At 44.0% G+C, this 12,246-nt stretch carries 9 protein-coding genes, 1 pseudogene and 1 CRISPR repeat array (1 of these 11 running past the window's edge); of the genes and pseudogenes, 8 read left to right on the forward strand and 2 right to left on the reverse strand.

All coding sequences use genetic code 11. The features are described from left to right. Positions 1-3,153: direct repeats of the CRISPR family, unit length 28 nt; unit sequence GTTAGCCGCAGCACACGCGGCTTAGAAA (it extends 2,639 nt beyond the left edge of the window). Between the two features lie 34 nt (positions 3,154-3,187). After that, positions 3,188-4,099, reverse strand: a pseudogene (locus tag ACRCA4_RS06330) (LysR family transcriptional regulator); the annotation flags it as partial. A 115-nt stretch (positions 4,100-4,214) separates the two neighbouring features. On the opposite strand from ACRCA4_RS06330, the gene ACRCA4_RS06335 reads away from it, so the two are divergent. Both ACRCA4_RS06335 and ACRCA4_RS06340 read left to right on the forward strand, forming a co-directional pair. Beyond that, positions 4,215-4,787 (forward strand): FMN-dependent NADH-azoreductase, encoded by a 573-nt coding sequence (locus tag ACRCA4_RS06335; protein ID WP_433185754.1) that lies wholly within the window; start codon positions 4,215-4,217, stop codon positions 4,785-4,787. Positions 4,788-4,838: 51 nt separating this feature from the next. Next, positions 4,839-5,705: a pirin family protein gene (locus tag ACRCA4_RS06340; RefSeq protein WP_433185757.1), complete on the forward strand. Its 867-nt coding sequence runs from the start codon at positions 4,839-4,841 to the stop codon at positions 5,703-5,705. Between the two features lie 122 nt (positions 5,706-5,827). Here ACRCA4_RS06340 and yhbY read toward each other — a convergent pair whose 3' ends face one another. Further along, positions 5,828-6,124 carry a ribosome assembly RNA-binding protein YhbY gene (gene yhbY, locus ACRCA4_RS06345; RefSeq protein ID WP_433185759.1) on the reverse strand — a complete coding sequence of 99 codons (297 nt, stop codon included), beginning with the start codon at positions 6,122-6,124 and terminating at the stop codon, positions 5,828-5,830. Positions 6,125-6,207: 83 nt separating this feature from the next. Here yhbY and rlmE point away from each other — a divergent pair, with 83 nt between their 5' ends. The 6 genes from rlmE to secG all read left to right on the forward strand — a co-directional run bounded on the left by rlmE (position 6,208) and on the right by secG (position 12,241). Further along, entirely contained in the window at positions 6,208-6,837 is a 630-nt protein-coding gene (rlmE, locus tag ACRCA4_RS06350; RefSeq protein WP_433185762.1) for a 23S rRNA (uridine(2552)-2'-O)-methyltransferase RlmE, read from the forward strand. 57 nt (positions 6,838-6,894) lie between these two features. Beyond that, positions 6,895-8,817 carry an ATP-dependent zinc metalloprotease FtsH gene (ftsH, locus tag ACRCA4_RS06355; protein WP_433185765.1) on the forward strand — a complete coding sequence of 641 codons (1,923 nt, stop codon included), beginning with the start codon at positions 6,895-6,897 and terminating at the stop codon, positions 8,815-8,817. A gap of 82 nt (positions 8,818-8,899) precedes the next feature. After that, positions 8,900-9,736: a dihydropteroate synthase gene (folP, locus tag ACRCA4_RS06360; RefSeq protein ID WP_433185767.1), complete on the forward strand. Its 837-nt coding sequence runs from the start codon at positions 8,900-8,902 to the stop codon at positions 9,734-9,736. Continuing rightward, the gene (gene glmM / locus ACRCA4_RS06365) at positions 9,737-11,071 is read left to right on the forward strand and encodes a phosphoglucosamine mutase (protein ID WP_433185770.1); all 1,335 of its coding nucleotides are present in this window, start codon (positions 9,737-9,739) and stop codon (positions 11,069-11,071) included. 94 nt (positions 11,072-11,165) lie between these two features. Next, entirely contained in the window at positions 11,166-11,906 is a 741-nt protein-coding gene (gene tpiA / locus ACRCA4_RS06370) for a triose-phosphate isomerase (RefSeq protein ID WP_433185773.1), read from the forward strand. Between the two features lie 2 nt (positions 11,907-11,908). Then, positions 11,909-12,241, forward strand: a complete 333-nt coding sequence (gene secG / locus ACRCA4_RS06375) for a preprotein translocase subunit SecG (protein WP_433185776.1) — start codon at positions 11,909-11,911, stop codon at positions 12,239-12,241. Positions 12,242-12,246 lie beyond the last annotated feature (5 nt).

Here is a 12,246-nt window from a genome sequence, read left to right on the forward strand (position 1 = left end):
AGTTAGCCGCAGCACACGCGGCTTAGAAAATAAACGGCCGGAATTTTCGCCATTTGCTTTTGTTAGCCGCAGCACACGCGGCTTAGAAAAGGTACCGGAACAACACCCGCAGCCGATACAGGTTAGCCGCAGCACACGCGGCTTAGAAAGTTTGAGAAAATGCAGCGCATTGACCGCCAGAGTTAGCCGCAGCACACGCGGCTTAGAAATAAAAGGTAACAAGCGTGTTGTTACTAATCTTGTTAGCCGCAGCACACGCGGCTTAGAAACATAACCGAGGACTTGCAGAGGCGCTGCGAGAAGTTAGCCGCAGCACACGCGGCTTAGAAAGTCTAAGCGAGTTTCAACACCTATTAAAACGTGTTAGCCGCAGCACACGCGGCTTAGAAATAGCCCATACAATAGGTTCGCCAGAGTCGCGGGTTAGCCGCAGCACACGCGGCTTAGAAATGATGATTACCCTTTCGGTTTGCATAATGAACGTTAGCCGCAGCACACGCGGCTTAGAAATTCTATCTTTACATGCAGCACAAGTAATACTAGTTAGCCGCAGCACACGCGGCTTAGAAATAGCTGGACGATAGAATCAGGAACATTGAAAAGTTAGCCGCAGCACACGCGGCTTAGAAAACATCCAACTGCTAAGAAAAACCCACATTTAAGTTAGCCGCAGCACACGCGGCTTAGAAATGCTGATTTAAAAGATGCTATTCAAGATGCATGTTAGCCGCAGCACACGCGGCTTAGAAATTTTTCGTACAGGTCGCGAATAGTCATTGAATGTTAGCCGCAGCACACGCGGCTTAGAAATTTACCTTGTTTACACTTCCATTGGTCATTATGTTAGCCGCAGCACACGCGGCTTAGAAAACATGTTGCCGAAGTAATAGCGGCGCAAGAAAGTTAGCCGCAGCACACGCGGCTTAGAAAATTTGTATTTGTGCAAGCGCTATCGGGCACATGTTAGCCGCAGCACACGCGGCTTAGAAAACACGGAAGCAGTAAAGCTCCTAACCTGATCTGGTTAGCCGCAGCACACGCGGCTTAGAAAAAAATGAACGCACACGATAAAACCGAGGTATTGTTAGCCGCAGCACACGCGGCTTAGAAATGCTAAAGCTGAATCGGATCCTTTTTGTCCTAGTTAGCCGCAGCACACGCGGCTTAGAAAAGCGAGGGGGCAGAAATGGCGAATGAAAACATGTTAGCCGCAGCACACGCGGCTTAGAAAAGTCACGCCTGTTCGATACACATCACAGATTAGTTAGCCGCAGCACACGCGGCTTAGAAATCGTTGGGTTTTTGTCCAATGCTGGACACGGCAGTTAGCCGCAGCACACGCGGCTTAGAAATTGTTCACATACTCTAAAGATGTAAGTGAGGAGTTAGCCGCAGCACACGCGGCTTAGAAATTTGCTACTGAAGCGGGTTTAATCCGCAGCGAGTTAGCCGCAGCACACGCGGCTTAGAAATGCATGGTCAGATCAGGTTAGGAGCTTTACTGGTTAGCCGCAGCACACGCGGCTTAGAAATTATTTTGCGAAACTACATGCAAAATGGGTTCGTTAGCCGCAGCACACGCGGCTTAGAAAGTTAGCTCAACTAAGTAAGTGTTAGTTACCCTGTTAGCCGCAGCACACGCGGCTTAGAAAATTAGACTATTGCCCCTTTAATATTTGCTGCGGTTAGCCGCAGCACACGCGGCTTAGAAACAGATGAATTACCATTTTTAGGTAAAACAGGTGTTAGCCGCAGCACACGCGGCTTAGAAACGCCACCAGAAAAAGAAGAATGTTTTACTTTGCGTTAGCCGCAGCACACGCGGCTTAGAAAAGCATAAAAATTAAGCCACTTTTTTGCTAAAAGTTAGCCGCAGCACACGCGGCTTAGAAAGACTCTATGACTAAAGCAGAAATGTTTGAAGAGTTAGCCGCAGCACACGCGGCTTAGAAATGCTGTGGTATCGCACATTGTGCGAATAGCTTGTTAGCCGCAGCACACGCGGCTTAGAAACGTTGCTGCTTGTTTGATTTCGTCTGTAGTTAGTTAGCCGCAGCACACGCGGCTTAGAAAGACTGAAAACGGGGGCGGTACGGGTACGTATAGTTAGCCGCAGCACACGCGGCTTAGAAACGCGAGCCCATTTCCAAACAACAGCACCGAAGGTTAGCCGCAGCACACGCGGCTTAGAAAGTTGAATGAAAATGCATATAACGCATTAGCTGGTTAGCCGCAGCACACGCGGCTTAGAAAGTCTGGCGGCTCTGTTGATGCTTTGGCAGGTTGTTAGCCGCAGCACACGCGGCTTAGAAAGCACGCCAGCTTGCATCATTGGTCAGCTAATGGTTAGCCGCAGCACACGCGGCTTAGAAAGCACGAATAGCTGCTGCAGTCATATTGCTGTCGTTAGCCGCAGCACACGCGGCTTAGAAAGTATCAACAGCAAGACATTAGAGCTAGTCGCTGTTAGCCGCAGCACACGCGGCTTAGAAAGCAGCCTGAACACTGTTTTAATCAATGCCGCTGTTAGCCGCAGCACACGCGGCTTAGAAAAATAGATGTACGAATGCCTTTCTCGTACAAGTGTTAGCCGCAGCACACGCGGCTTAGAAATAATGCAGTGGAAGCTTTTAAACGCTTCTCAGGTTAGCCGCAGCACACGCGGCTTAGAAAATAAGGCACTACAGTTATATCCCCTGCCGTTTGTTAGCCGCAGCACACGCGGCTTAGAAAGCTATAAATTGTTGCTTGTCATTTGTCATAACGTTAGCCGCAGCACACGCGGCTTAGAAATATACGCATGATGGCAACGTTAAGGCGTGCAGGTTAGCCGCAGCACACGCGGCTTAGAAAAAACAGTTTGTGCTTTGTCGCCATAGCCTGATGTTAGCCGCAGCACACGCGGCTTAGAAATAATCAGCCGGTAGAAGCGGTTTAATAAAAGGGTTAGCCGCAGCACACGCGGCTTAGAAAAAACACGCTAAAATCATTCGTCTACCCCCTCAGTTAGCCGCAGCACACGCGGCTTAGAAAACAGAGTGCTTGCCCTCAGCGCTAGCAGCTGAGTTAGCCGCAGCACACGCGGCTTAGAAACATCATAACTGTTAAAATGATGCCCGTAGCCAGTTAGCCGCAGCACACGCGGCTTAGAAATTCGATATGATGAATGGTATTGCAATTGCTGCTGTAATCGCTTGGCGAGTTCTTCTACTGCTGGGCCGGCGTGGCTTTGCGCGGTTTTTATAAGATACAGCGGTATGCGTTGTTGCATGTCGTTGGCTAAGTCTAATAGGACTAATTGGCCTGTTTTTAATTCATGTTTAATGCTGTCGACGGGAAATTTGGCAAAGCCTAAGCCTTGGACTACAGCTTTGATGCTGCTAGATAAATGGGAAAAGCTCCAGCGCTGCTCTGAGCCTAGCCAGCCGGCATCACGTTGGCGCTGTAGGCCAGAGTCTTTAATAACCATTTGCCGATATTGCTTTAAGTCATCTTCGTGAATGGACCTGCCTAACTTAACTAAGGGATGGTTTGGGCTGGCAACATATTGCATTAAACTTTCGCCAAGAGCCATGCCCATAAAACCGGTGATCAAGGTGGGGGTTAATACGATATCGGCTTTGCGAAATAATACCGCTTCATCTGTGCCTGATAAGGTGGTTTCTATTAGATTAATTCTAGGCTGAGGGTAGTCAGCCGAAAAACCTTGTAAGGCTGAAAATACTTTATCCATAGCCACTACGGTATCTACGGCTAAGGTAATTTCGGTTTCCCAACCTTGGGCAATATAGTTGGCAATGCTTTCAATCTGGCTAGCCTGAGTTAATAGGTTGCTAGCATAGCGGTATAGCACCTTGCCCGCTTCTGTAAGAACAGCTTTCCTTCCCTCTGGCATTAAGGCGGGAGCGGGTAGTTGTGCTTCTAACTTAGAAATTATATAGCTAACACTAGACTGGCTTTTATTTAAATGCTCAGCCGCTTTTGCAAAAGAGCCTTCATCGACAACGGCTTTAAAGGTTGCCCATTGTTCTATGGTGATTTTAGGGAGTCTGCTAGGCTTAATTGATGATCTGTTTTGTGAGTTAGGCATAGTATTCATCAAGAATCTTGATTGATTTTAGCTAATATATCGTACATTTGATTAAATTGTAACGTATATACTAGCTAGCAATTCAGTTAACCAATTTAAAAATTAGTCAAAAGAGGACACTCATATGAACAAGCAAAACATCTTATACGTACAGTCTAGCATTTTCGGTGATAACGGCGTATCAACAGGGATAGCTAAAAAATTAGTTGCCACCTTAGCAGAAAAGAAAGACTCGACAATTGTTGAGCGTAATGTGTCAGCTGGTGATATTCCGCATTTTAGCATGGAAACTATTGAAGCCATTGGCGCGGGTAATGCCAAGTTAGCCGATACATTAATTGCCGAAGTACAACAAGCTGATGTCATAGTTATTGCCGCACCTATGTATAACTTTGCTATTCCAAGTCAGCTTAAATCTTGGTTTGATCATATTGCCAGAGCTGGTGTTACCTTTAAATACACTGAGGCAGGCGTACAAGGTTTGTTAGCCAATAAAAAAGTGTATATCGCGACAGCACGAGGTGGTTTGCATCAAGATAAAGGCACTGATTTAGATACGGTGTATTTAAAAACTATGCTGGGCTTTTTAGGTATAACCGATGTTGAGTTTATTTATGCTGAAGGGGTTAACCTAGGCGAAGAAGTGCGTGTTAAAAGCATTGCAGCAGCAGAGCAACAGGTGCAAGCAGTAGCGTAAGCTTATTCATTCTGTAAGCCACTTATTTATATAACTGAAGCGAGGTGTAACATGTCTCAGAAACACAATGCTGTGAAAATTCAGCAGCAAGTTGTAGCCCGTGCAGCATCTGATGGTGATGGCGTAAAATTATTGCGCGTATTTGGTGGCAATAATTTACAGCGCTTTGATCCCTTTTTGATGTTAGACGAATTTGGCTCAGAGCAAGCTTCAGATTATATTGGTGGCTTTCCATCGCACCCGCACCGTGGCTTTGAAACGGTAACCTATATGCTGCAAGGTAAAATGGAGCATAGAGATCATATTGGCAACGTTGGCCTGTTAGAAGATGGCGGTGTGCAGTGGATGACAGCGGGTAAAGGTATTATTCACTCTGAAATGCCCAAACAAACCCAAGGCAAAATGCATGGCTTTCAGCTTTGGGTTAATTTGCCCGCTAAAAGAAAACTTGTACCAGCAGCGTATCAGGATACGCCTGCTGATAAGCTGCCTTGGCAAGAGTTTGCCGGTTTTAGCGTTAAAGCGATAGCCGGTGAAACTAGCATTAATGATAATAAGATTAATGGCTATTTTACTATTGCTGATACAGAGGTTGTTTATCTCGATATTCATTTAGCGCCGCAGCAAACAATTAGCATGCCTAAAAGCGAGCAGCTGAATGCCATGCTTTATAGCTACCAAGGTGCTATTCATGTTGGTGAGGCAGGCTCGATAAATAAAGAAAAGACCTTAAGCTTATTATCAGGCGCAGGTAATTTGACTATAAGTAATAACAGCGATGACACGGTTAAGTTTTTATTTATAGCTGGTAAGCCATTACAAGAGCCAATAGCGCAATACGGACCTTTTGTAATGAATACGGCACAGGAAGTAGAGCAAGCTATTCTGGATTTTAGAAATGATGTGCTTACCGACTAGCATGAACCGTGTTAACTATTCGCTTCTTATTTAGCTTATTTAAAACGAATTAGGCTATAATAAGCCAACAAGTACAAAAAAGCGCCAAAAGGCGCTTTTTTGTTATCAGACTAAAGAGGTAATTAACCGCGAGGTAATTGAATCTTTTTATCTTTACTTGGTCTGAAGATAACTTGTATTTTACCAATAGCTTGTACTTGTTCAGCTTTAGTTTCACGAACAATGGCATCCATAATTAATGCTTTATGCTCGCGATCTGCCGTTGGCACTTTAATTTTAATTAATTCATGAAAATTAAGTGCAGTTTCAATTTCGGCCATAACGCCTTCGGTAAGACCGTTATTGCCAAGTAAGATAACAGGCTTAAGATCGTGTGCTTTAGCCTTTAAAAATTGTATTTGTTTGTTTGATAAGCTCATAAAATGATTATTTCCACTGCCGACGCTTGAATTTTGGCTATTGTAACGCCATCTAAGGCATAACACTAACTAAGAGTGATAGCATGACGAAGAAAAAACGTTCAGCAAGTTCTAACCGATGGTTACAAGAGCATTTTGCTGATCACTTTGTGCAAAAAGCACAGAAGCTGGGTTTGCGTTCACGCGCTGCATTTAAATTAGAACAAATTCAGCAACAAGATAAATTATTAAAGCCAGGTATGACAGTAGTCGATTTAGGATCTGCCCCTGGCAGCTGGTCACAATACAGCGTAGGTGTTGTTGGTGAAAAAGGCACTGTGATAGCCTGTGATATATTACCGATGGATCCAATTAATGGTGTTCACTTTTTACAAGGTGACTTTCGTGAAGAGGCAGTATTAAATGCCTTGCTAGATCGCATTAATGGTAAAAATGTTGATGTGGTGTTATCGGATATGGCACCGAATATGAGTGGTAATGATACGACTGATCAGGCACGATCTATGTACTTGATCGAATTAGCGCTTGATATGTGTAATAACGTATTGAAGCAAAATGGCAGTTTCGTCGTAAAAGTGTTTCAAGGTGATGGCTTCGAGCAATTTTTAAAAGATGTGCGTGCAGCCTTTACAACAGTTAAAATACGTAAGCCAGATTCTTCACGTGCACGCTCACGTGAGACATATATCGTGGCGACCGGCTTCAAAGTTTAGTAAAGTAGTCGGGAATTTATAAATTATGGTAATAAAGAGGTTATAACCTTGAGTGACATGGCAAAGAATCTAATTGTCTGGTTGGTGATCGCTGTCGTATTGATGTCAGTGTTCAACAGCTTTGGCCCTAATAATAACAGTGAGCGACAAACCAACTACACTCAGTTTATCAAAGAGGTAAACCAAGGGCTGATCCGTGAAGTTAAAGTAGAGCGCTCTGGTGTTATTACTGGCGTGCGTCGCAGCGGAGACCGTTTTGAAACCGTTATTCCAACAGGTTATGACGATAAACTGTTAGATGACTTAATTAAAAATGATGTCAGCACTCTTGGCACTAAACCGGAAGAAAGTAGCTGGCTTGCCACTATTTTTATTTCGTGGTTCCCAATGTTGTTGCTTATTGGCGTTTGGATTTTCTTTATGCGTCAAATGCAAGGCGGTGGCGGTAAAGGGGCCATGTCGTTTGGTAAAAGCAAGGCTCGTTTAATGGGTGAAGACCAAATTAAAACCACCTTCCAAGACGTTGCCGGTTGTGATGAAGCTAAAGAAGAAGTGTCTGAATTAGTAGACTATTTAAAAGATCCATCACGCTTTCAAAAACTAGGTGGCCGTATCCCTAAAGGTATTTTATTAGTGGGCCCACCAGGTACAGGTAAAACCTTATTAGCTAAAGCCATTGCCGGTGAAGCTAAAGTACCTTTCTTTACTATTTCAGGTTCAGACTTCGTAGAAATGTTTGTTGGTGTTGGTGCATCGCGGGTTCGTGATATGTTCGAGCAAGCGAAAAAAGCGGCACCTTGCATTATCTTTATTGACGAAATTGATGCCGTAGGCCGCCAACGTGGCGCCGGTTTAGGGGGTGGTCATGATGAGCGTGAGCAAACACTAAACCAAATGCTAGTTGAAATGGATGGTTTTGATGGCAATGAAGGTATTATTATTATTGCGGCAACTAACCGCCCAGACGTATTAGACCCTGCTTTATTACGTCCTGGCCGCTTTGACCGTCAAGTCGTTGTAGGCTTGCCAGATGTGAAAGGCCGTGAGCAAATTTTAAAAGTGCATATGCGCAAAGTGCCATTAGGCGAAGGGGTAGAGCCATCGGTTATTGCCCGTGGTACGCCTGGCTTCTCTGGTGCTGACTTAGCTAACTTAGTTAACGAAGCGGCTTTATTTGCAGCTAGAACAAACCGCCGTGTTGTTTCGATGGACGAGTTTGAAAAAGCGAAAGATAAAATCATGATGGGTGCAGAACGTCGCTCTATGGTGATGACCGAGAAAGAAAAAGAAATGACGGCTTATCACGAAGCAGGTCATGCCATTGTTGGTCGTTTAGTGCCAGAGCATGATCCTGTTTATAAGGTCAGCATTATTCCTCGTGGTCGTGCCTTAGGTGTTACTATGTACTTACCTGAGCGAGATCGGGTATCGCACAGTAAGCGTCACTTAGAAAGTATGATTAGTTCATTGTTTGGTGGTCGTATCGCTGAAGAAGTTATTTATGGCTTTGAGTCGGTTACAACAGGTGCGTCAAACGATATTGAACGCGCAACCGATTTAGCGCGTAAAATGGTTACTCAATGGGGTTTCTCAGAGAAGCTAGGGCCATTACTTTATGCTGAAGAAGAAGGTGAAGTCTTCTTAGGCCGCTCTGTTTCTAAAAACAAGCATATGTCTGAAGAGACAGTTCAAGCTATAGATGCTGAGATCCGCGAGTTTATAGACCGCAACTATGACCGTGCTAAGAAATTAATTGAAGAAAACATGGATGTGTTGCACGCCATGAAAGACGCATTAATGTTATATGAAACCATTGATGCTAAACAAATTGATGATCTTATGGAGCGTCGTGAAGTGCGTCAGCCTGAAAATTGGGAGCCTAGAGCAAAACCAAAGGATGACGATAGTGATGATAGCAGTGACACTAGTACAGAAAGTGTTTCTGCTAACGACAAGCCTTCAGAAGGTAATTTACACTAAGTTGGTGTAAATAGAATAAATTAAGCCCCGCACTTCGGGGCTTTTTTGCTGTTATTTCAGCCCGAAATACTTTGGAGCCCAAATGCTGTTACAGCTGCCAAGACAACGTACCTTAAGTTTAGACAAACCGGTTGTAATGGGGATTTTAAACCTAACCCCAGATTCTTTTTCTGATGGTGGTAAATTTACTCATATTGATGCAGCTTTGCGTCAAACTGAGCAAATGCTAAATGACGGCGCCTCAATAATTGATATAGGTGGTGAATCAACAAGGCCGGGTGCAGCTGATGTTAGTTTAACAAATGAGCTGTCTAGAGTGATCCCTATTATTAAGGCTATACGGCAGCGTTTTGATTGTGTTATCTCTATTGATACCAGTAAAGCGGTTGTGATGTCAGAAGCGATTCAGGTTGGTGCAGATATTATTAATGACGTTCGTGCCTTACAAGAAGAAGGCGCATTAGAGGTTGCTGTAGCAAGCCAAGTGCCAGTGTGTTTAATGCATATGCAAGGCGCACCACGCACTATGCAACATAAGCCGGTTTATCAAGATGTCGTGCAAGAAGTGCAACAATTTTTACAGCAAAGAGCTGATCATTGCATAGCTGCAGGCGTTCAAGCTAGTAATATTATTCTTGATCCTGGTTTTGGTTTTGGCAAAAGTCTAAATCACAATTATCAGCTGTTACAGCAGCTAAAGCAGTTTGTTGCTATGGGTATGCCGGTATTAGCCGGTATGTCACGTAAATCGATGATAGGTGACTTATTAAACTTACCTGCAGGGCAACGAATGATAGGGAGTGTGGCCTGTGCTGTTATTGCAGTGCAAGCTGGCGCGCAAATAATTAGAGTACATGATGTTAAAGAAACAGTACAGGCAGTTAAAGTTGCAACTGCGGTACAGTATGGAGCTGAATAAATGACAAGAAAATATTTTGGTACAGACGGCGTGCGCGGTAAAGTTGGTGAGTTTCCAATAACACCCGAATTCGCTATGAAGCTAGGCTGGGCCGCGGGCCGAGTGTTATCAAAGCGTGGTACTCGTAAAGTATTAATTGGTAAAGACACGCGTATCTCTGGCTATTTATTAGAAACCGCTATGGTAGCAGGGCTTATTGCTGCGGGTATTAATGTTCGTTTATTAGGGCCTATGCCAACGCCAGCAGTAGCTTATTTAACCCGTACCTTTCGCGCTGAAGCCGGTATTGTGATTAGTGCCTCACATAACCCTTATTATGATAACGGTATTAAGTTTTTCTCAGCAGACGGCACTAAGCTAGAAGATGACGTAGAGCTCGCCATAGAGCGAGAGCTAGAGCAGCCAATGATTTGTGAGCCGTCAGAAAAGCTGGGTAAAGCCAAACGCATTGAAGATGCAGCAGGGCGTTATATCGAGTTTTGTAAAAGCCATTTGCCTAACCACTTATCTTTAGGCGGTATGAAAATTGTTATCGACTGCGCCCATGGTGCTACCTATCATATCGCGCCTGCGGTATTTAAAGAGTTAGGTGCAGATGTCGTTATTATTGGTGCTGCGCCTGATGGTATTAATATTAACCACGAGTGTGGCGCTACCCATACTGACTTATTAAAGCAAACAGTGTTAGAGTCAAAAGCAGACTTAGGTATTGCTTATGATGGCGATGGTGATCGCGTTATGATGGTAGACCATACAGGTAAAGTGCTCGATGGCGATGAAATTGTCTATATTATCGCCAGAGCGGCACAAAGTCAGGGTAAATTGCAAGGTGGTGTTGTTGGCACCCTGATGAGCAATTTAGGGTTAGAATTGGCACTTAAAGAGTTAAATATTCCCTTTGTCCGCAGTAATGTTGGCGACCGCTATGTTATGGAGCTGCTGCGCGAGCATGATTGGCGCATAGGTGGTGAAAATTCAGGTCACGTATTAAACCTAGACTATACCTGTACCGGTGATGGCATTATTGCTTCATTACAAGTATTAAACGCGATGATTGAAGCTAAGTTGTCTTTAGCTGAATTTAGCCGTGGCATGCAAAAAATGCCACAGGTGTTAGTGAATGTTAAATTTGAAAAAGGTACTACACCTTTAGAAAACCATCATGTAAAAGAAGTTATTGCAGATGTAGAAACTAAATTAAATGGTGCTGGCCGAGTGCTTATTCGTAAAAGTGGTACTGAACCATTAATTCGGGTAATGGTAGAAGGCGAAGACGAAGCGGTTGTTCGTAGTTATGCTGAGCAAATTGCTGATGCAGTAAAACTGGCGAGCTAAACAATAAATGTCGTTTTAATGCGACTTTAACTCTTGTTTGAACAAGGCGCCTTGGTTACCATCGCGCCTGAATATTTTAAGGTTAGGATGCAAAATGAAACATCAGCAGCTATTGGTAGCTAATTGGAAAATGAATGGTTCAGCTGAGTTAGTTGACTCTATCAGCGCAACATTAGCAGGCATAACATTTACTGGTCTTGATGTGGTGATTTGCCCACCTTTTACTTTACTACATCGCTTTGCTGAGCAACGTAACTTTGCTCTTGGTGCGCAAAACGTCAGTCAGCATAGTGCAGGGGCTTATACCGGTGAGATAAGTGCAGCGCAACTACTAGAAGCTAACGCAACTTATGTTATTATTGGCCACTCAGAGCGTAGAACGCTAAATGCGGAAACAGATGAGTTAATTGCGGCGAAATTAAAAGCGGCGACCGAGGCTGGCTTAACACCTATTTTATGTGTTGGCGAAACCTTAGAGCAAAGACAGCAAGAAAAAACCGAGCAGGTTATTGCACGTCAACTTGATGCAGTGTATGCTTCGCAGCCCGAATTACTAGCAAAATCAGTAATTGCCTATGAGCCAATTTGGGCTATAGGAACAGGTGAGTCGGCGTCTCCGGAGCAAGCGCAAGCTATACACGCTTTTATCCGTGACCATTTAGCTCAATTAGATTCAGCAGTAGCATCGAAAATTAAATTATTATACGGTGGCAGCGTAAATGGCGAAAATTGTTCAGCCTTGTTTGCTCAGCCAGATATAAACGGCGCATTAGTTGGTGGTGCTAGCCTTAAAGCAGCAGAGTTTGCGCAAATTTGTAGCAGTGCACAGGAATAAGCATGTACGAAATTTTAATTGTAGTGTATTTATTAGTTGCCATGAGTTTAATCGGCTTAGTATTAATTCAGCATGGTAAAGGCGCCGATATGGGGGCCGCTTTTGGTGCCGGCGCATCAGCAACCGTATTTGGTTCATCTGGTACCGGTAACTTTTTAACTAAAACAACCACTTTATTGGCAACGGTGTTCTTTGTTGTCAGTATTATTTTGGGTAACTACAGTACGGGTCAAACTAAACAAGCAGATGAATGGCAAGATTTATCTGTACCTGTGGCTGAGCAAGTAACACCTGAAGAAACAAAACCAGTTGATGAGATCCCTGTAGGAAACTAAGAAAA

This window comes from Rheinheimera sp. WS51 (assembly GCF_050936095.1).
GTDB lineage: Bacteria > Pseudomonadota > Gammaproteobacteria > Enterobacterales > Alteromonadaceae > Alishewanella.